This is a genomic window from Pseudomonas versuta, from assembly GCF_001294575.1.
Taxonomy (GTDB): domain Bacteria; phylum Pseudomonadota; class Gammaproteobacteria; order Pseudomonadales; family Pseudomonadaceae; genus Aquipseudomonas; species Aquipseudomonas versuta.
Genome location: NZ_CP012676.1, coordinates 4,234,398 through 4,253,949, shown reverse-complemented (window position 1 = coordinate 4,253,949; position 19,552 = coordinate 4,234,398). Strand labels below are relative to the sequence as shown.

Below are 19,552 nucleotides of genomic sequence, written 5' to 3'. Positions count from 1 at the left end.
GCGTTCGCGCCTCGTTTTGGGGCGATATTCATTTCGTCAGTTTTATTTGTAAAAACAGCCCTAAAACCCCGAATCAAAGCGCTTTCCTCATGTCGAACGGTCTAGGCTGACACCATTCGTTCTTCAAATCGCTCCTTCTCGTTCGAGGTTGTATCGATGCCCCAGGAACCGCTTGTTCGTGACGCACAGGTGGCGGCTTTTCGTGCCGCTGTGGTAGCCAAACTGACTTACGCGGTGGGCAAGGACCCGGATCACGCGTTTGACCATGACTGGTTCGAAGCTATCGCACTGGCTGCCCGCGACCATATGGTCGAGCACTGGATGGACCATACGCGGCAGATTTATCGCAAGGACCAAAAGCGGGTGTACTACCTGTCGCTGGAATTTCTGATCGGGCGCCTGCTGTATGACAGCCTGAGCAATTTGGGGCTGCTGGAGGTCGCGCGCCAGGCAATGACCGAGCTTGGGGTCGATCTGGAGCGCATCCGCCTGCTGGAGCCCGATGCGGCGCTTGGCAACGGCGGACTGGGTCGTCTGGCCGCTTGCTTTATGGAAAGCATGTCGACCCTGGGCATCGCCGCCCATGGTTACGGCATCCGTTATGAGCACGGGTTGTTCCGGCAGAGCATCGTCGACGGCTGGCAGCAGGAGCAAACCGAGAACTGGCTGGACTTCGGTAACCCTTGGGAGTTTGAGCGCGCCGAAGTGCTGTACTCGATCGGCTTTGGCGGTGCGGTTGAAACCCGGCAGGATGAGCACGGCCAGTCACGGCAGGTCTGGGAGCCCAGCGAGACGGTGAGGGCCATCGCCTATGACACCCCCGTCGTGGGCTGGCGCGGTGCCAGTGTCAACACCTTGCGGCTGTGGCGCGCCAGGGCGCTGCATGACCTGAACCTGGGGCGTTTCAACGCCGGTGACCATCTGGGTGCGGTGGCCGAGGTGGTGCGCGCCGAAAGTATTTCCCGTGTGCTGTATCCGGCAGACAGCAACGAGGCCGGGCAGGAGCTGCGCCTGCGCCAGGAGTTTTTCTTTGTTTCGGCCTCGCTGCAGGATCTGTTGCGCAGGCACTTGCACGTTCACGACACGCTGCTGAACCTGGCCGAGCATGTGTCCATCCAGCTCAACGACACTCATCCCTCGATCGCCGTTGCGGAATTGATGCGCATCCTGGTCGATGAACACGCCATCGAGTGGCAAACCGCCTGGAAAATCACTGTCGACACCTTGTCGTACACCAATCACACCTTGCTCCCCGAAGCACTTGAAACCTGGCCTGTCGGGTTGATGGAGCGCATGTTGCCGCGCCATATGCAGATCATCTACCTGATCAATGGCTATCACATCGATTCTCTGCGCGACAAAGGGGTGCATGATTTCGATGTGCTGCGTGCCGTGTCGCTGATTGAAGAGGAAAACGGCCGCCGGGTACGCATGGGTAATCTGGCGTTTCTCGGCTCCCACAGCGTCAACGGCGTATCCGGGTTGCACACTCAGTTGATGCGCAGCACGGTTTTCTCCGAGTTGCACAAGCTCTATCCGAACCGGATCAATAACAAGACCAATGGCGTGACCTTCCGCCGCTGGCTGTTTCAGGCCAACCCGCCATTGACCGCGATGCTGGTTGAAGCGCTGGGGCCCGATGTCCTTGATGAAACCGAGTACAAGCTGATCAAGCTGGAGCCTTTTGCCGAACGCGAAGATTTTCGCAGGCAATTTGCCGCGCAGCGCCTGCAAAGCAAGTGCACCTTGGCAGCGCTGATCTATGAGCGCCTGGGTATCGTGGTCAATCCTGAAGCGATGTTCGATGTGCAGGTCAAACGGATTCACGAGTACAAGCGCCAACTGCTCAACCTGTTGCACACCGTCGCGCTGTACCAGGCCATTCGCGCCGAGCCGGGCAACCACTGGGTGCCCCGGGTCAAGATTTTCGCGGGCAAGGCGGCGGCCAGTTATGAGCAGGCCAAGCTCATCATTAAACTGGCCAACGATATCGCCCGCACGGTGAACAACGATCCGACCGTACGCGGCCTGCTCAAAGTGGTGTTTATCCCCAACTACAACGTCAGCCTGGCCGAAAGCATCATTCCGGCTGCGGATCTGTCCGAGCAGATATCCACTGCAGGTTTCGAAGCCTCGGGTACCAGCAACATGAAGTTCGGCCTCAACGGAGCGTTGACCATCGGCACCCTGGATGGCGCCAACGTGGAGATGTGCGAGCGGGTTGGCGCCGATAACATGTTTATTTTCGGCCTCAGCGCAGAGCAGGTCGAAGCCCGCAAGCGCAATGGCGAGTTTCACGCCGGGCCTGATGTTGCCGCCTCCCATCGACTCAATGACGTATTGCAGGCCATTCGCGGCGGGGTCTTTTCCCATGACGACCAGGCGCGGTACACCGGCTTTGTAGACTCTCTGATTGATTACGACCGTTTTCTGGTCTGCGCGGATTTCGATGCGTACTGGGCTGCCCAGATGCGGGTTGAAACCCTGTGGCACGACAGGGACGCCTGGTGGCGCAAAGCCGTGCTCAATACGGCGCGCATGGGCTGGTTCTCCTCTGACCGCACCATTCGCGAGTATGCGACTGAAATCTGGAAAGCGTTGTAGAGCTCTTTGTAGTCGCTGCCGCAGGCTGCGAAGGGGGCATCTTTGCCCTTGAGAGAACGGGTTGCTCCGCAACCCTTCGCAGCCTTCGGCGGCGACTACACGTTTTTTTGCGGATGATTTAAGGATTCAGCTGAACCCGCTTGGCCGGTTCTGAGTCTGATTAGAAGATTTGCACGGCAACACGCGTTAAACTGCGCGGGTTTTTCGCCCCCCTCCCCATTGTTCGGAGCCTTACATGTCCCGCGTTACCCTGAGTCGCTATTTGATCGAGCAGACCCGCAGCAACAACACGCCTGCTGATTTGCGTTTCCTCATCGAAGTGGTGGCGCGTGCTTGCAAAGAGATCAGCCACGCCGTGTCCAAAGGCGCCCTGGGTGGTGTTCTGGGCAGCATGGGCACCGAAAACGTGCAAGGTGAGGTGCAGAAGAAGCTCGACGTGATTTCCAACGAAATCCTGCTTGAAGCAAACGAGTGGGGCGGTCACCTGGCCGGTATGGCGTCCGAAGAAATGGACAATGCCTACCAGATCCCGGGCAAATACCCGAAAGGCGCATACCTGTTGGTATTCGACCCGCTGGACGGTTCGTCGAACATCGATATCAACGCCCCGGTCGGTACTATCTTCTCGGTGCTGCGTTGCCCGAACGAATACCTGACCCAGAACGAGCCTTTGAATGAAAAGGCCTTCCTGCAGCCGGGCACGCAGCAGGTAGCTGCCGGTTACGCCATTTATGGTCCTCAGACCATGCTGGTGCTGACCTTGGGCGATGGCGTCAAAGGCTTCACCCTGGACCGTGAAATGGGCAGCTTCGTACTGACCCACGAAGACATCACCATTCCTGAGAGCACCCAGGAATTCGCCATCAACATGTCCAACCAGCGTCACTGGGAAGCTCCGGTACAACGCTATGTTGACGAGTTGCTGGCTGGCGAAGAAGGCCCGCTGGAAAAGAACTACAACATGCGCTGGGTTGCCGCGATGGTTGCCGACGTACACCGGATCCTGACCCGTGGCGGTCTGTTCATGTACCCGCGTGACAGCCGCGAGCCGTCCAAGCCGGGCAAATTGCGTTTGATGTATGAAGCCAACCCGATGTCGTTCCTCGTGGAGCAGGCTGGCGGTACTTCCACTGACGGCCACCAGCGTATCCTCGACATCCAGCCGGAAGGCCTGCACCAGCGTGTAGCGGTGTTCCTGGGCTCGAAAGAAGAAGTGGCACGCGTGACCTCGTACCACAACAAGTAAGACGCACCGCTTCCTCTCCTGCAGGAGCGAGCTTGCCCATGTAGGAGCGAGCTTGCTCGCGAGCGTCCCCAACAGCTCGCGAGCAAGCTCGCTCCTACAGTTGTTTCCGGCCTCGGAACAAATCCCCCCGCCTATCGGGAACCACCCCGTACTTTTCTCTTCTAAGCTTGCATCAAGCGGCTCGGCCGACTTTCTCAATCAGGAGCTTTTCCATGAAGTTGCGTTCTCTGGCAATGTTGTCGTTTTGCGTATTGCTGGCGGCATGCAGCAAGGTCAACCAGGAAAACTACTCAAAACTGTCGGCCGGCATGACCAAGGCCGAGGTAGAGAAGTTGTTGGGTAGCCCAACCGATTGTTCCGGTGCACTGGGTATGTCGAGCTGCACCTGGGGTGATAAAACCAGCTTTATCAGCGTGCAATACGCTGGCGATAAAGTGCTGATTTTTTCCGGGCAAGGTCTTAAGTAAGGCTGATCAGGAGCATCTGCGATGAAAGGTCTTTTAGCCACGTTCGGCGCTGCACTGCTGTTAGCCGGATGCAGCACCTCCGACAATTCGCTGGCCCCCAAAACCGTCGAAAGCGTTGATCTCAAACGTTATCAGGGTACCTGGTATGAGCAGGCGAGATTGCCAATGTTCTTCCAGCGTAACTGCGTGCAATCCGAGGCGCACTACAGCCTCAAGCCGGACGGCAACGTGGCGGTACTGAACCGTTGCCAGACCGCTGAAGGCGAGTGGGAAGAGGCCAAGGGTACGGCTACGCCTCAGGTTGCGGGTAAAACCGACAAACTGTGGGTCGAGTTCGATAACTGGGTGTCAGCGGTGCTACCGGGGGTGACCAAGGGCGATTACTGGGTGTTGTACCTGGGCGATGGCTACAGCACGGCGCTAGTGGGTAATCCTGATCGGCGTTATTTGTGGCTGCTGTCACGCAAGCCGCAGATTGATCAGCAAACCCGGGAGGAGTTGCTGAGCAAGGCTCAACAACAGGGGTATGACACCACGCGACTGATTTGGCGAACGCCAGACGCGGACATGCCCAAAGGCACGAAGTAGGGCCGCAGTTGCAGGAGCCGGCAAGCTCGCTCCTGCAGGGGGCGTGCGCTTAGGCGCGCAGCAGGGTCTTCCAGGCGCGGTTCTGGTACACGGCAATCGCTTGCTGCTTGCGAGCGTTGAGCAAGAGGTCATTGCTCTCGGCATCTTCAGAGATTGGCTGGTTGGCCAATTCCTGCAGCTTGTTCAGTTCACCGTACAAACGATCGACTTCCGGGATTTCCAGCACGTTACGCGCCAGGCGCAGCCATGCCTGAATCCGCTCGATACGCGGCAGTTGCTCGGCCAGATCTTCGGGTTGCTGCTGGTAGCGGTTCAGGCGCAGGGCGATGGCTTCGTCCGAGAGCAGGCGCGGCAACCAGCTGGCCAACTGTGCAGCACCCTGGCGATTGCCACGGGTGGTGCCGCGATCAATGGTCCAGCTGCGACCCATCAACCAGCGTGAGGTGTTCAGCGAGAACTGGCCCCAGCGTGGGTCTTCCAGCTCTTCCAGGAACTGCTCGGGAGCGGCTTTACGCACGTCTTCGTCGTCCTGGCCGATTTGTACCAGCGGGCGCCAGTCTTCAAGCAAGGCATCGAGCTCTGCGCGCAGCGCGCTGGTGGATTGGCGTGGCGCGGCCTGACCCAGGCTGCTGACCAGGGCACGCAGGTCAGTCAGTTGTTGAACCCAGTCTTGCAACAAACGCCAGTGGCCATTGAAGCGGTACTGTTCGGCCAGGCGCTGGCTGCTGCCCAGCAAGTGCCAGGCCAGCGCGGCAAAGGCGTCGTCCAGCGGTGTTTGCGGGGTCAAAACAGGTGCCGGCAGGCTGACGGCATAGCTGTTGGCATCGAACAGGCGATAGCCGCGCTCGGCCTTGCTGATATCGCATGGCATCAGGGCCAGCTTCTCGGCCAGCTCGGCTGCCAGTTCCAGCAACGCAGACGGTTCGCCTTCGCGCAGTTCGAGTTCCAGCTCGCAGATTTCTTCTTTCTGCTTGCCCGCAATCACGTGGCCAAGATCCAGCGCCGCTTCGATCACGACTTTGGCCTTGCCGCGGCCCCACGAAATTTCTGCGCGCTCGCGGACAAAATCGGTGGTGAAGATTGGTTTCAGGGTTTTCTTGTCCAGCTCGGCCAACTCTTCGGGCCAGCATTCGCCGTCGAGTTTTTTGGTATCGAGCTTGGCTTTAGGCAGCTTCCAGTCGTACTCGTTACGCTCCGACAGGCCGGCAATGCTCTGGCCGCGGGTCTTGAGGGTCTGGATCACTTCTTCGCCATCGCGGCGCAGGCGCAGGGCAACTTTGGCCTTGGCCAGGTCGCGCTCAGGTGTGTCGAAGTACTGGTTTAACAACTCACGGCTTTCCCAGCCACTTTTGTTGCGCTTTTTCAGCAGTGGGTGCTCGCGCAAGGCGGCGAGGGTTTCGCGGCTGACGCGCAGTTTGATTTCGGTTTCTTTTTGCATGGCCGGAAAATCCAGGAACGGTTGCGCAGCCGGGAAAAGGTGTGGCTGCCAAGGCCGTGCAGTGTACAGGACTCGCCGCTCCGACGCGTCGCACGGGTTTATTCTGCCCGCCAGATGGCTCTATGATGGGCCTCGCCCAGCTAACAGGAAGTCAGCGCATGCCTTTACCTTCCATGAAAGAGCAATTCGCTGCCTTGATCGGCACTGCATCGGTCAGTTGCACCCAGCCTCATCTGGATCAATCCAATCGAGGGGTGATCGATTTGTTGGCCACCTGGCTCGCCGAGCTGGGTTTTAGTTGCGATATCCAGCAGGTCAGCCCGGGGAAATTCAACTTGCTCGCCAGCTTTGGCAGCGGCCCCGGGGGGCTGGTGCTGGCGGGGCACAGCGATACCGTGCCTTATGACGAAGCGCTGTGGCAGACCGATCCGCTGAAACTGACAGAAGTCGACAATCGCTGGGTAGGCCTTGGCAGTTGTGACATGAAGGGGTTTTTCGCGCTGGTGATCGAGGCCGTGCGCCCGCTGCTCGATCAGCCGTTCAAGCAGCCACTGCTGATTTTGGCCACGTGCGACGAAGAAACCTCGATGGCCGGTGCCCGGGCTCTGGTCGAAGCCGGGCGCCCGCTGGGACGTGCTGCGGTGATCGGCGAGCCAACCGGGCTCAAGCCGATCCGCATGCACAAAGGCGTGATGATGGAGCGTATCGACATTCTGGGGCGTAGCGGCCATTCCTCCGACCCTAGCCTTGGTCACAGCGCTCTGGAAGCCATGCACGATGCGATCAGCGAACTCAAGGGTCTGCGTCAGCAATGGCTCAACGAATACCGCAACCCGCAGTTCAGCGTGCCGCAGCCGACCCTGAACTTTGGCTGCATTCACGGTGGCGACAATCCAAACCGCATTTGCGGTCAATGTTCGCTGGAGTTTGACCTGCGGCCTTTGCCGGGCATGGACCCGAACGAACTGCGGGCGATCATTCGGGGCAAATTGCAGCCTTTGGCCGAGCGCCATCAAGTGAAGATCGATTTCGCTCCGATTGCTGCCGGTGTCCCGCCATTTGAGCAGGCGGCCGATGTTGAACTGGTACGTGTAGCCGAGCGCCTCACCGGACATCGCGCACAAGCAGTGGCGTTTGGCACGGAAGCGCCTTATCTTCAGCAGCTTGGCTGCGAAACCATTGTGCTGGGCCCCGGCGACATCAGTTGTGCTCATCAGCCGGGAGAACACCTGGAAATGTCACGTTTGAAGCCGACAGTGCGTCTATTAAGCCAGTTGATCGAACACTATTGTCTGACCTGACAAAAAGGCGGGAGCGCCATCGCCCACCACTTCCACACATGAGGAGAGCACGCGTGTTGCCAAGTATGTTTCGACGATAACCACCAGCCCGTTGTGCGTTTGCTGTTTTTTGCCCTTTTCAGGCTGCTCATTTTTTACAGGCTCCGGTTATGCACGATTACGTTAATTGGCTGCGTCATGCTTCCCCTTACATCAATGCTCACCGCGACTGCACGTTCGTCGTCATGCTCCCCGGCGACGGCGTAGCGCACTCAAACTTTGGCAATATCGTTCACGACCTGGTGCTGTTGCACAGCCTGGGCGTGCGGCTGGTGCTGGTCCATGGTTCGCGCCCGCAAATCGAAAGCCGGCTTGAAGCCCGTGGCCTGATGCCGCATTACCACGAAGGTATGCGCATTACCGATGCGCCGACCCTGGAGTGCGTGATCGACGCCGTGGGCCAGTTGCGTATTGCGATTGAGGCGCGCCTGTCGATGGACATGGCTTCTTCGCCGATGCAGGGTTCACGCCTGCGGGTGGCGAGCGGCAACCTGGTCACGGCGCGCCCGATCGGTGTGCTCGATGGCGTGGATTATCACCACACGGGCGAAGTGCGCAGGGTCGACCGCAAGGGTATCAACCGTCTGCTGGACGAGCGCTCGATCGTGCTGTTGTCACCGTTGGGCTACTCACCGACCGGTGAGATTTTCAACCTGGCCTGCGAAGACGTCGCCACCCGCGCCGCTATCGACCTGGGCGCTGACAAACTGCTGTTGTTCGGTGCCGAATCGGGCCTGCTCGACGAGACCGGGCATCTGGTCCGTGAGTTACGTCCGCAACAGATACCGGCGCACATGAAGCGTCTGGGGAGCGATTATCAGGCCGAACTGCTGGAAGCGGCTGCCGAGGCCTGCAGTGGCGGCGTGGCGCGTAGCCACATCGTTAGCTACGCCGAAGATGGTGCGCTGCTGACGGAACTGTTTACCCGTCATGGTGGCGGTACGCTGGTGGCCCAGGAGCAATTCGAAGTCACCCGTGAAGCGGCGATTGAAGACGTGGGCGGTTTGCTCGACCTGATCAGCCCGCTGGAAGAGCAGGGGATTCTGGTACGTCGCTCACGCGAAGTGCTGGAGCGCGAGATCGAGCAATTCAGTGTGGTTGAGCGTGAAGGCATGATCATCGCCTGTGCGGCGCTGTATCAGATTGCCGACTCGGATGCGGGGGAGCTGGCGTGTCTGGCGGTGAATCCGGAGTACCGCCATGGTCGTCGCGGTGACGAGCTGCTGGAGCGCATCGAAAACCGTGCTCGGGCCCAGGGGCTAAAAACCCTGTTCGTGCTTACAACCCGCACAGCCCACTGGTTCCGCGAGCGCGGCTTTGAGCCGAGCAGCGTCGAACGCCTGCCGGCAGCGCGCGCGTCGCTGTACAACTTTCAGCGTAATTCCAAGATATTCGAGAAGGCGTTGTAACTCGCGCTCCCTCGGCCCCGCCTCAAAGGGCGGGGCCCCAGGTGAGGGGCTTTTAGTTACTGATCGCCAGAATGCTCGCCTGGTACGAGGCGACGAACAAATCAAAGTCTCCGACTTCGTGCTGTTCCAGTTCGGTCTGCTGTACCAGCGAACTGCGGGCCTTCTCTTCGAACGCAGCCTGGTCTTCAGCACTCAGCGGTTCGCTGCGGAAGAACTCGGCATGGGCCAGGCTTTGGCGCATCGAGAACTGGGAGAAGCTTTCCTTGTGCTCGATCATGCTGGCCAGGACTTTGGCGGACGGCGTCAGTGAGACGTCCTTGACCTTGGCTAGCTGTTCGTCGAGCGCTTTGCTGTGAGCATCGCCGCCGTGGCTTGCATCGAGCAAAGCGGCCAGTGGTGCAATTTGCTCCAGCAGTTCTGCTGCCCATTCCTTCAGGTCGACCGGCTGGCCATCGCGCTGCAATTGCAGGCCCGGACGGCGACCTTCCTTGACCACGCTCATGAAGTTCGACGAGCAATCACTGCAGGTCGTGTTGTCGAATTGCGGGCTTTCCTGGAAGGCGCAATACAGCAGGAACGCATCCAGAAAACGCGCTTCAGGCAAGTCGATGCCCACGGGCAGGAACGGGTTGATATCCAGCAAACGCACTTCAACGTACTGCACGCCACGGGCCACCAGCGCCTGAATCGGCCGTTCGCCGGTGTAGGTCACGCGCTTGGGGCGGATATTGGAGTAGTACTCGTTTTCGATTTGCAGAATGTTGGTGTTCAGTTGCACCCATTCGCCATCTTTGTGCGTGCCGATCTCAACATACGGCGCATAAGGTGTTGCCACCGCTTTGCGCAGGCTGTCGGTGTAGCTGTTGAGGTCGTTGTAGCAGGGGGTCAGACCGGCCTGGGCGTTGCTCTGGTAACCCAGGTCGCTCATGCGCAGGCTGGTGGCGTAAGGCAGGTACAGCGTATCGGCGTCCAGTTGTTCCAGCTGGTGTGAACGACCGCGCAGGAAACCCGCATCCAGCGCAGGCGAAGCACCAAACAGGTACATCAGGAGCCAGTTGTAACGACGGAAATTACGAATTAGCGCGATGTAGGCATTGGACTGGTAGTCGCGTTCGGTGCCGACAAAGCCTTCATCCTTCATCAGTACCGGCCACAGCACTTCAGGCAGGGAGAAATTGTAGTGAATGCCGGCGATGCACTGCATGGTCTTGCCGTAACGCAGGGCCAGGCCTTTGCGGTACACGTACTTGAGCTGACCGATATTGGATGTGCCGTAGTAGGCAATCGGGATGTCTTCTTCGGCCGGCAACGGGCACGGCATCGAAGGGCTCCACAGGAACTCGTTACCGAGTTTGCTGTAGGCAAAACGGTGAATCTTGTCGAGGCTGGCCAGCGTCTCTGCCGGATCAGGCAGGGCCGGGGTGATGAACTCCAGCAGCGACTCGGAATAGTCAGTGGTGATTTGATCGTTGGTCAGGGCCGAGCCCAGTTCTTCGGGGTGCGGGGTCTGCGCCAGTCGGGCATCGGCCGTAACGCGCAGGCATTCGCGCTCGATACCATGCAAGCACTGCTCCAGCAGTGAGAGGTTAGCGCGCTCGCTGAGCAGAGCCAGGCGGCGGTTGAGAAGTTGGCTCAAGTTGGATTCCTTCACGCGTCAGTCGCCCCAATATGGGGGTGGTCAGGACGGTCTACAAGGGTGAAGTTGAAACTGGCGTGGTCGCCTGGCTTGTAATGATGTCGCCCGTCCTTGTTCGGCCCTCGGCGCTTGAAGCGCATTTCGGTGCCGCACAAGGGTCTATTGACCCTTATGCGCCGAAATTAACTCAAATCACCTGCCGGCGGCTACAGGACGGCGAAGGTGCCTTGTGCTTTGGCCACCAGTTTGTCGCCTTGCAGCACGTCTGCTTCGACGACCAGGGTGCGTCTTCCGGGGTGAATGACTTTGGCGATGCACAGCACTTCGCCATCGGACACCGCCCGGATGTAGTTGATTTTGCACTCGATGGTCACGCTCTGCTGGTCAAAGCCATGGGCGCTGGAACACGCCAGCCCCATGCTGATATCCACCAGACTGAATAAAACCCCGCCGTGCATTTTCCCGCCGCGATTACGCAGTTGCGGTTCCAGGCTTAGCGCCACGTGCGCCACGCCGTCTTCCACCCACTGCACGCGGCAACCGATCAGATCACTGAAGGCGCTTTGGGTCAGGCCGTCCGGGAGCGTCATTAGCGTTTTTTCATCTGTTTGGCGTTGGCAAACAGTGACGCCATCGCGTTGTTGGCCGGGGCCGCAGCCACGGTTTCTTTACGCGGCGCGGTGTTTTGCTGGCGCGGTGCCGAACCTGGACGCGCGCCACGGGCACCGTCGATTTTCTCGCCGGGGGTGTCGCTCATGCGCATCGACAGCCCCACGCGTTTACGCGGGATATCGATTTCCATGACCTTGACCTTGACGACGTCACCGGCTTTAACGGCTTCACGCGGGTCCTTGATGAATTTCTCGGACAATGCCGAGATATGCACCAGGCCGTCCTGATGGACACCGATGTCGACGAAGGCACCAAAGTTGGTCACGTTGGTCACCACGCCTTCCAGAATCATCCCCAGTTGCAAGTCCTTGAGATCTTCGACGCCTTCCTGGAACTCGGCAGTCTTGAACTCGGGACGCGGATCGCGGCCGGGTTTTTCCAGTTCTTGGAGGATGTCGGTGACCGTCGGCAGGCCGAAGGTTTCGTCAGTGAATTTCTTCGGATCAAGACGCTTGAGGAAGCTTGCGTCACCGATCAGCGAGCGAATGTCGCGCTCGGTGTCCGAGGCAATGCGTTTGACCAGCGGGTAGGCCTCGGGGTGAACCGCCGAAGCGTCCAGCGGGTTGTCGCCATTCATGACACGCAGAAAACCGGCTGCCTGTTCGAAGGTTTTTTCGCCCAGACGGCTGACTTTCTTCAATGCAGCACGGGTTTTGAATGCGCCGTTTTCATCGCGGTGACTGACGATGTTCTGCGCCAGTGTGGCATTGAGCCCCGAGATACGGGCCAGCAGCGCCACCGATGCGGTGTTGACGTCAACACCCACGGCGTTTACGCAGTCTTCAACCACGGCGTCCAGGCCGCGTGCCAGCTTGAGCTGGGAGACGTCGTGCTGGTACTGGCCGACACCGATGGATTTAGGGTCGATTTTCACCAGCTCTGCCAGCGGATCCTGCAGGCGGCGGGCAATCGACACCGCGCCACGGATCGATACGTCCAGGTCCGGGAACTCCTTGGCGGCCAGCTCCGAGGCCGAGTACACCGAGGCGCCGGCTTCCGACACCATCACTTTGGTGACTTTCAGGGCCGGGTACTTTTTGATCAGGTCAATCACCAGCTTGTCGCTTTCGCGGCTGGCGGTGCCGTTGCCGATTGCGATCAGTTCGACCGAGTGCTTGGCGCACAGGGCGGCCATCACGGCGATGGTCTGGTCCCACTTGTTGTGCGGCACGTGCGGATACACGGTGGCGTATTCGAGCATTTTGCCGGTGGCATCGACCACGGCAATCTTGCAGCCGGTACGCAGGCCCGGGTCCAGCCCCAGGGTCGCGCGCGGGCCGGCAGGTGCGGCCAGCAGCAAGTCGTGCAAGTTGTGGGCGAACACGTTGATGGCTTCGGTTTCAGCCCCGTCGCGCAACTCTCCCAGCAAGTCGGTTTCAAGGTGGGTATAGAGCTTGACCTTCCAGGTCCAGCGCACCACTTCGCTCAGCCATTTGTCAGCGGGGCGGTTCTGATTTTGCAGGCCGAAACGCTCGCTGATCATCATCTCGCCGGGATGCAGGGTGCCGGGCAGTTCTTCACCGACCTTGAGCGAGGAGCTGAGAATGCCTTCGTTGCGGCCACGGAAAATGGCCAGCGCGCGGTGCGACGGCATGCTTTTGAGCGGTTCGTCGTGCTCGAAGTAGTCGCGGAACTTGGCGCCTTCCTCTTCTTTGCCGGGAATTACCCGGGCGCTGAGAATCGCTTCCTGTTTCAGGAAACTGCGCAGTTTATCCAGCAGGCTGGCGTCCTCGGCGAAGCGCTCCATCAGGATGTACTTGGCGCCGTCCAGAGCTGCCTTGACGTCTGCCACACCTTTTTCGGCGTCGACAAAACGGGCTGCTTCGGTTTCGGGGCTCAGGGCCGGGTCGTTGAACAGACCGTCTGCCAGTTCGCCGAGACCCGCTTCCAGGGCAATCTGGCCCTTGGTGCGGCGCTTCTGCTTGTACGGCAGGTACAAGTCTTCGAGGCGTGTCTTGGTCTCGGCGAGTTTGATGTCGCGGGCCAGTTCAGGGGTTAATTTGCCTTGTTCTTCGATGCTGGCGAGGATGCTGATACGCCGTTCGTCGAGTTCACGCAGGTAGCGCAGGCGTTCTTCCAGATGACGCAGTTGGGTGTCATCCAGGCTGCCGGTCACTTCCTTACGGTAGCGGGAGATGAAGGGTACGGTGGAGCCTTCATCCAGAAGCGCGACGGCCGCTTCGACCTGCTGCGGGCGCACGCCAAGTTCTTCGGCGATGCGGCTGTTGATGCTGTCCATAAAACCACCTGACAAATTGTGAAGCAGGCTCGCATGCCCGGGTTTCTAGGCTTGCGAGGCTGGTTGAGCGACCTGAATGAGGCCGCTGCCTGGGCCAAAAGGGCGGCCTGTTGACCCGCGAAATCAGCACATTACGCCAGACACCGGAAAAATAAGTCCTGACGCGATCTTTGAAAATCCAAGGTTGCCCGACACAAAAGGCGGCGCATTATAACCAGCGTTCCCGAATTCAGGGGGCTACGCGGCGCAGCACATTGGTCTGCGTGCTGTTAGTGAAGGAAAAATCTGCTAACAATGCACTCCATGCGTATGACAGCAGCTAAGCCATAATGCGCGCCGAGATCACAGGAGCATCTAATGAGCAGCATTGCACAAGCGGCAGAAGGCGAAAAAATTCTCATCGTTGACGACGATCCCGGGCTGAGCAGCCTGCTGGAACGTTTCTTCGTCAGCAAGGGCTATCGCGCCCGCGCTGTGCCAAACGTCGAGCAAATGGACCGTTTGCTGGCCCGTGAGGTATTCAACCTAGTGGTGCTGGACCTGATGCTGCCCGGCGAAGACGGGCTGTCTGCTTGCCGCCGCTTGCGTGCTGCGGGCAACCGGGTGCCGATCATCATGCTCACCGCCAAGGGTGACGAGCTGAGCCGCATCAAGGGCCTGGAACTGGGCGCCGACGATTATCTGGCCAAGCCGTTCAACCCCGATGAACTCATGGCGCGGGTGCGCGCGGTATTGCGCCGCCAGGCCGCTCCTGTACCGGGTGCCCCGGGTAGCGAAGACGAAAGCGTGACGTTCGGTGATTACGAACTGTCGCTGGCAACTCGCGAGCTCAAGCGTGGCGACGAAGTCCACATGCTCACCACGGGTGAGTTCGCCGTGCTTAAAGCTCTGGTCATGCATGCCCGCGAGCCGTTGACCCGCGACAAGCTGATGAACCTGGCCCGTGGCCGTGAATGGGATGCACTGGAGCGTTCCATCGACGTCCAGATCTCCCGCTTGCGCCGCATGATCGAGCCGGACCCGTCGAAGCCACGCTATATCCAGACCGTTTGGGGCGTAGGTTATGTGTTCGTGCCGGATGGCAACGCGACCAAGTGATGGATCATTTGTAGGAGCGAGCCTTTCCGGTACCCGGTTGCCCGAAGGCTCGCGATTCCAAATTATGCGAGCCTCACAGCTCGCTCCTGCAAAGTGTTAAGACGGCTGTCTATGAAAACCCCTCTGTGGTTCCCCCAAAGTTTTTTCTCTCGCACCCTGTGGCTGGTCCTCATTGTCGTGCTGTTCTCCAAGGCACTGACCCTGGTTTATCTGTTGATGAACGAAGACATGCTGGTCGACCGCCAGTACAGCCACGGCGCGGCCTTGACCCTGCGTGCTTATTGGGCTGCCGACGAGGAGAATCGCGAAAAGATTGCCGATGCAGCCGGTTTGATTCGGGTGGTCGGTGGTGGCGTACCCGAAGGCGAGCAGCACTGGCCGTACAGTGAAATTTATGAGCGCCAGATGCAGGCCGAGCTGGGGGCCGACACCGAGGTGCGCTTGCGCATGCACGCGCCACCCGCGCTGTGGGTGCGTGCTCCGAGCCTTGGCGACGGCTGGCTGAAAGTACCGCTGTATCCGCATCCGCTACGCGGGCAGAAAATCTGGAGTGTGCTCGGCTGGTTCCTGGCCATCGGTTTGTTATCGACTGCCTCGGCATGGATTTTCGTCAGTCAGCTCAACCAGCCGCTCAAGCGTCTGGTTTATGCGGCCAGGCAACTGGGGCAGGGGCGCAGTGTACGGCTGCCGATCAGTGATACACCGAGCGAGATGACCGAGGTGTACAGCGCTTTCAATCAGATGGCAGAAGATGTGGAGCAGGCAGGCCGCGAACGCGAACTGATGCTCGCCGGTGTGTCCCATGACCTGCGAACGCCATTGACCCGCTTGCGTCTGTCTTTGGAGCTGATGGGCAACCACAGTGACCTGACCGACGACATGGTGCGCGACATTGAAGACATGGACGCGATTCTCGATCAATTCCTGGCCTTTATACGTGACGGGCGCGATGAACCGGTCGAAGAAGTCGACTTGTGCGAATTGATCCGCGAGGTTGTTGCGCCTTACAACCAGAACGAACAGCAAGTGAGCCTGCGCCTGCAGCCGATTCAGCCGTTTGCGTTGCGTCGGGTGTCGATGAAACGTCTGCTCAACAACCTGATCGGCAATGCGTTGCACCATGCGGGGGATAACGTGGAAGTGGCCGCCTACGTCTCCGGCGACACCAGTGCGCCGTATGTGGTGCTGAGTGTGATGGACCGGGGGGCGGGCATCGACCCTTCAGAGCTTGAAGACATCTTCAATCCGTTTATCCGCGGTGACCGTGCACGTGGCGGCAAGGGGACAGGTTTGGGCCTTGCCATCGTCAAGCGCATCGCCTCCATGCACGGCGGCAATGTTGAACTGCGTAACCGTGCCGGCGGAGGCCTTGAGGCCCGGGTGCGATTGCCGCTGGGCCTGATGTTGCCCAGAGGGGCGGTTTAAAGCCTTCGACCTGTCTGCAGGAGCGAGCTTGCTCGCTCTTGCAGAGTTGTCAGGGGTGGCTGCTTTCAACCTTTCCCTTTGGTCCGGGTCATGTGCGGCGTGCTGTTTTTCTCCAGATGCTCAATGATGATCCCGGCTACATCCTTGCCCGTGGTGGTTTCGATACCTTCCAGTCCGGGCGATGAATTGACCTCCAGCACCAGCGGGCCGTGGTTGGAGCGCAAGATATCGACCCCCGCCACACTCAACCCCATGACTTTGGCCGCGCGAATGGCTGTCATGCGCTCTTGCGGGGTGATTTTGATCAGGCTGGCACTGCCGCCACGATGCAGGTTGGAGCGGAACTCGCCGGGCTTGGCCTGGCGTTTCATGGACGCAATCACCTTGTCACCCACCACGAAGCAGCGGATATCCGCACCACCGGCTTCCTTGATGTATTCCTGCACCATGATGTTCTGTTTGAGACCCATAAAGGCCTCGATCACCGACTCCGCCGCCGTGGCGGTTTCACACAGCACCACGCCAATCCCCTGGGTGCCCTCCAGTACCTTGATCACCAGCGGCGCACCATTGACCATCTCGATCAGGTCCGGAATATCATCCGGCGAGTGGGCAAAGCCTGTCACCGGCAGGCCCAGGCCGCGTCGCGACAACAGTTGCAGCGAGCGCAACTTGTCTCGCGAGCGGGCGATTGCCACCGATTCGTTGAGCGGGAAAACCCCCATCATCTCGAACTGGCGCAACACCGCGCAGCCATAAAACGTGACTGATGCACCAATGCGCGGGATGACCGCGTCAAAGCCTTCCAGCGGCTTGCCGCGGTAGTGGATCTGCGGCTTATGACTGGCGATGTTCATATAGGCGCGCAGGGTATCGATCACTACCATTTCATGGCCTCGTTCAGTACCGGCTTCAACCAGACGACGAGTGGAATACAGACGCGGGTTACGCGACAGCACAGCGATCTTCATGCAACACCTGTGGCAGAGGTAGTAGTGACCGGGAACACCGGCTTGTCTTGTACGTATTTAAACGCTGGATTGACCACCAGTTGGCCGTCGATCAGCGCTTTGGAGCCCAGCAGCAAGCGGTAACGCATGGATTTGCGGCAGGCGAGGGTGAACTCCACCGACCAGACCCGATCTCCCAGCGCAAGGCCGGTACGGATCACATAACGAACCTGTGTATGACCGTTGGAGCTTTTAATCGTTTTTATCGCCACCAGTGGCGCTTCGCAACGGCGGTGGCGTAGTTGTACAAGCGTGCCCAAATGGGCATTGAAACGTACCCACTCGACACCGTCGCGCACAAATGGCTCGATTTCAGTGGCGTGCAGGCTGGAGGTACTGGCACCGGTGTCGATTTTCGCCCGCAGGCCCGCGACTCCCAAATCGGGAAGCGCCACCCACTCGCGCAGACCGACAACGGTCAAATGGTCAAAAGTCTTCAATATAGGTAACCGGCGATTAACGTATCCAGGCTGCAGGGCAGGCCCTGCAGGTAAAGCAGCCGGCGAATGCCGACTTGAAAGCATAAAGGCGGTATTCACGCAGAATATCCGGTAAATGGCGACAGTTATCTGCGTTCACGCTGTGCTGTATTTTAGTTGCGGTATGGCAGCAGGCGGCATTCTATCGGGCAGGTTCCTTCTTGGGTTCACCCAAAGTAGTAGTAGAGTTGCGAATATCGAGTGAAGGAGATTCCAATGGCGCAGAAACAGGAAGAGGACGACAAGGTCCGTCTGGACAAGTGGCTCTGGGCCGCGCGTTTTTACAAGACCCGTGCATTGGCCAAGACCGCCATTGAAAGCGGCAAGGTGCACTGCCGTGGTGAACGCTGCAAACCGAGCAAAGAGCCCCGTTTGGGTGATGAGCTGCAAATTCGTGTCGGACTCGAAGAGCGTACAGTGGAGGTCAAAGGACTTTCAGTTGTACGCCGAGGCGCCCCGGAGGCGCAGCTGCTGTATGCCGAAACCGAGCAAAGCATTGCCAAGCGTGAAAGCATGGCCGCCATGCGCAAATCAGGGGCAATGGGCATTATCAGCGACGGCAAACCGACCAAGAAGCAACGCCGCCAGTTGCATCAGTTTCAAGATTCGGGCGCCGCGCAATAGGTTTGTACCGTATCTCGACCCCTGCGGCAGCTGGCCTGCCAGCGATTGAATTACCACGGAACCGCGTCGCTGGCATCGCCGGCAAGCCGGCTCCCACAAGGGCTGCCCGGGCATCAATGACTCACCGACCGTGCGTCGTGTCCGGGTAGCCAAGGCTTGTAACTATCCAGGTGTGGCGCCATATAGGGCTATTAGCCTTAAATCTGCATGCTGTTTACAGGTGCGTACACATTTAGTAACCACTTTTAGAATCCTATTCCTATGTCCGACTTAAACAAAACCGATGCCACCCAACGCTTCATGTTTGACACCTGCGATGCCCGCGGCGAGCTGGCTTCGCTGGAGCACAGCTACGCCGAAGTATTGGCCAAGCATGCTTATCCATTGCCGGTCCAGCAGTTGTTGGGCGAGCTGATGGCGGCGGCTGCGTTGCTGGTGGGCAACCAGAAAATCGATGGTCTTTTGAGCCTGCAAGCGCGCTCCGAAGGTCCGGTGCCGTTGTTGATGATCGAGTGCACCAGCGACCGTGAAATTCGCGGTATTGCCCGTTTTGACGCCGAGCGGATTGCGCCGGATGCGACCCTTGCAGACCTGCTGCCCAACGGCGTATTGGCCATCACTATCGACCCGACCGTTGGCAAACGCTATCAGGGCATCGTGGATCTGAACGGCGAAACCCTGGCTGACTGTTTCACCAACTATTTTGTAATGTCCGAGCAAGTGCCGACCCGCTTCTGGCTGGTCGCTGATGGCAAGCGTGCGCGCGGCATGTTCCTGCAGCAACTGCCGGGCGACAAAATTAAAGATGAAGAAGAGCGCGTCGACAGCTGGAACACATTGCTCGCGCTGGGCGACACCCTCAAAGCTGAAGAGTTGTTGGGTCTGGATAACGAAACCATCCTGCATCGTCTTTACCACGAAGAAACCGTGCGCCTGTTTGACGATGAAACGGTGGAGTTCAAATGCAGCTGCTCGCGTGAACGTTCGGGCAATGCATTGACCAGTCTGGGCCTTGAAGATGCGCAAAATCTTGTAGCTGAACATGGCGGCCATATCGAAATTGACTGCCAGTTTTGCAATGAGCGCTACCTGTTTGATGCTGCCGATGTGGATCAATTGTTCTCCGGTGCCGGTGTAAAGTCGCCCTCCGACACTCATCACTAAAACGTTTCAGCCCAGGTGAAACACCTGTCAAACCCCGTTCTTGCGCGGTTCTGACAGGTGGGCCCTACTTTTTTTGGGCATTTCTGGCATAATCCGCCCCACTTTTTTCGCGG

At 59.0% G+C, this 19,552-nt stretch carries 16 protein-coding genes; 10 read left to right on the top strand and 6 right to left on the bottom strand.

Going from position 1 to position 19,552, the window contains the following annotated elements; genetic code table 11:
* Positions 1-156: 156 nt before the first annotated feature.
* From AOC04_RS18975 to AOC04_RS18960, 4 genes are all read left to right on the top strand, one after another.
* Complete coding sequence (locus AOC04_RS18975; RefSeq protein WP_060696084.1) at positions 157-2,604, top strand: glycogen/starch/alpha-glucan phosphorylase; 2,448 nt, start codon at positions 157-159, stop codon at positions 2,602-2,604.
* Between the two features lie 235 nt (positions 2,605-2,839).
* The gene (locus AOC04_RS18970) at positions 2,840-3,850 is read left to right on the top strand and encodes a class 1 fructose-bisphosphatase (RefSeq protein WP_060696082.1); all 1,011 of its coding nucleotides are present in this window, start codon (positions 2,840-2,842) and stop codon (positions 3,848-3,850) included.
* A gap of 212 nt (positions 3,851-4,062) precedes the next feature.
* Complete coding sequence (gene bamE / locus AOC04_RS18965; RefSeq protein WP_060696080.1) at positions 4,063-4,317, top strand: outer membrane protein assembly factor BamE domain-containing protein; 255 nt, start codon at positions 4,063-4,065, stop codon at positions 4,315-4,317.
* A 21-nt stretch (positions 4,318-4,338) separates the two neighbouring features.
* Positions 4,339-4,905, top strand: a complete 567-nt coding sequence (locus AOC04_RS18960) for a lipocalin family protein (protein WP_060696077.1) — start codon at positions 4,339-4,341, stop codon at positions 4,903-4,905.
* A gap of 49 nt (positions 4,906-4,954) precedes the next feature.
* On the opposite strand, the gene AOC04_RS18955 is transcribed toward AOC04_RS18960, so the two are convergent.
* Entirely contained in the window at positions 4,955-6,343 is a 1,389-nt protein-coding gene (locus AOC04_RS18955) for a CYTH domain-containing protein (protein ID WP_060696075.1), read from the bottom strand.
* Between the two features lie 158 nt (positions 6,344-6,501).
* Between AOC04_RS18955 and argE the strand changes: the two genes are divergently transcribed.
* Both argE and argA read left to right on the top strand, forming a co-directional pair.
* Positions 6,502-7,644: an acetylornithine deacetylase gene (argE, locus tag AOC04_RS18950; RefSeq protein ID WP_060696073.1), complete on the top strand. Its 1,143-nt coding sequence runs from the start codon at positions 6,502-6,504 to the stop codon at positions 7,642-7,644.
* 149 nt (positions 7,645-7,793) lie between these two features.
* On the top strand, positions 7,794-9,092 hold the full coding sequence (gene argA / locus AOC04_RS18945) for an amino-acid N-acetyltransferase (RefSeq protein WP_060696071.1): 1,299 nt from the start codon (positions 7,794-7,796) through the stop codon (positions 9,090-9,092).
* Positions 9,093-9,144: 52 nt separating this feature from the next.
* Here argA and gshA read toward each other — a convergent pair whose 3' ends face one another.
* The 3 genes from gshA to AOC04_RS18930 form a co-directional block, all read right to left on the bottom strand.
* Positions 9,145-10,728, bottom strand: coding sequence for a glutamate--cysteine ligase (gene gshA / locus AOC04_RS18940; protein ID WP_060696069.1), 1,584 nt, complete (start codon positions 10,726-10,728; stop codon positions 9,145-9,147).
* 206 nt (positions 10,729-10,934) lie between these two features.
* Positions 10,935-11,318 (bottom strand): PaaI family thioesterase, encoded by a 384-nt coding sequence (locus AOC04_RS18935; RefSeq protein ID WP_060696067.1) that lies wholly within the window; start codon positions 11,316-11,318, stop codon positions 10,935-10,937.
* Complete coding sequence (locus AOC04_RS18930) at positions 11,318-13,639, bottom strand: Tex family protein (protein WP_060696064.1); 2,322 nt, start codon at positions 13,637-13,639, stop codon at positions 11,318-11,320. Before AOC04_RS18930 ends, AOC04_RS18935 begins: the two co-directional genes overlap by 1 nt.
* A 357-nt stretch (positions 13,640-13,996) precedes the next feature.
* Between AOC04_RS18930 and ompR the strand changes: the two genes are divergently transcribed.
* Together ompR and AOC04_RS18920 are read left to right on the top strand one after the other, a co-directional pair.
* Positions 13,997-14,737, top strand: a complete 741-nt coding sequence (gene ompR / locus AOC04_RS18925; RefSeq protein WP_003438667.1) for an osmolarity response regulator transcription factor OmpR — start codon at positions 13,997-13,999, stop codon at positions 14,735-14,737.
* A 111-nt stretch (positions 14,738-14,848) separates the two neighbouring features.
* The gene (locus AOC04_RS18920) at positions 14,849-16,162 is read left to right on the top strand and encodes an ATP-binding protein (protein ID WP_060696062.1); all 1,314 of its coding nucleotides are present in this window, start codon (positions 14,849-14,851) and stop codon (positions 16,160-16,162) included.
* 65 nt (positions 16,163-16,227) lie between these two features.
* On the opposite strand, the gene rimK is transcribed toward AOC04_RS18920, so the two are convergent.
* Entirely contained in the window at positions 16,228-17,133 is a 906-nt protein-coding gene (gene rimK, locus AOC04_RS18915; RefSeq protein ID WP_060696060.1) for a 30S ribosomal protein S6--L-glutamate ligase, read from the bottom strand.
* Positions 17,130-17,612 (bottom strand): retropepsin-like aspartic endopeptidase RimB, encoded by a 483-nt coding sequence (gene rimB, locus AOC04_RS18910; RefSeq protein WP_060696058.1) that lies wholly within the window; start codon positions 17,610-17,612, stop codon positions 17,130-17,132. Before rimB ends, rimK begins: the two co-directional genes overlap by 4 nt.
* A 255-nt stretch (positions 17,613-17,867) precedes the next feature.
* Here rimB and AOC04_RS18905 point away from each other — a divergent pair, with 255 nt between their 5' ends.
* Both AOC04_RS18905 and hslO read left to right on the top strand, forming a co-directional pair.
* A complete protein-coding gene (locus AOC04_RS18905; protein ID WP_060696056.1) occupies positions 17,868-18,275 on the top strand; it encodes an RNA-binding S4 domain-containing protein in 408 nt (135 codons plus the stop codon).
* Positions 18,276-18,536: 261 nt separating this feature from the next.
* Positions 18,537-19,439, top strand: coding sequence for an Hsp33 family molecular chaperone HslO (hslO, locus tag AOC04_RS18900; RefSeq protein ID WP_060696054.1), 903 nt, complete (start codon positions 18,537-18,539; stop codon positions 19,437-19,439).
* Positions 19,440-19,552 lie beyond the last annotated feature (113 nt).

Coding starts and splice junctions, on each gene's coding strand:
- ompR (WP_003438667.1), top strand. CDS start 13,997: ATGAGCAGCATTGCACAAGCGGCAGAAGGCGAAAAAATTCTCATCGTT.
- AOC04_RS18960 (WP_060696077.1), top strand. CDS start 4,339: ATGAAAGGTCTTTTAGCCACGTTCGGCGCTGCACTGCTGTTAGCCGGA.
- argE (WP_060696073.1), top strand. CDS start 6,502: ATGCCTTTACCTTCCATGAAAGAGCAATTCGCTGCCTTGATCGGCACT.
- AOC04_RS18970 (WP_060696082.1), top strand. CDS start 2,840: ATGTCCCGCGTTACCCTGAGTCGCTATTTGATCGAGCAGACCCGCAGC.
- AOC04_RS18920 (WP_060696062.1), top strand. CDS start 14,849: ATGAAAACCCCTCTGTGGTTCCCCCAAAGTTTTTTCTCTCGCACCCTG.
- AOC04_RS18955 (WP_060696075.1), bottom strand. CDS start 6,343: ATGCAAAAAGAAACCGAAATCAAACTGCGCGTCAGCCGCGAAACCCTC.
- AOC04_RS18935 (WP_060696067.1), bottom strand. CDS start 11,318: ATGACGCTCCCGGACGGCCTGACCCAAAGCGCCTTCAGTGATCTGATC.
- hslO (WP_060696054.1), top strand. CDS start 18,537: ATGTCCGACTTAAACAAAACCGATGCCACCCAACGCTTCATGTTTGAC.
- AOC04_RS18930 (WP_060696064.1), bottom strand. CDS start 13,639: ATGGACAGCATCAACAGCCGCATCGCCGAAGAACTTGGCGTGCGCCCG.
- bamE (WP_060696080.1), top strand. CDS start 4,063: ATGAAGTTGCGTTCTCTGGCAATGTTGTCGTTTTGCGTATTGCTGGCG.
- rimK (WP_060696060.1), bottom strand. CDS start 17,133: ATGAAGATCGCTGTGCTGTCGCGTAACCCGCGTCTGTATTCCACTCGT.
- argA (WP_060696071.1), top strand. CDS start 7,794: ATGCACGATTACGTTAATTGGCTGCGTCATGCTTCCCCTTACATCAAT.
- AOC04_RS18975 (WP_060696084.1), top strand. CDS start 157: ATGCCCCAGGAACCGCTTGTTCGTGACGCACAGGTGGCGGCTTTTCGT.
- AOC04_RS18905 (WP_060696056.1), top strand. CDS start 17,868: ATGGCGCAGAAACAGGAAGAGGACGACAAGGTCCGTCTGGACAAGTGG.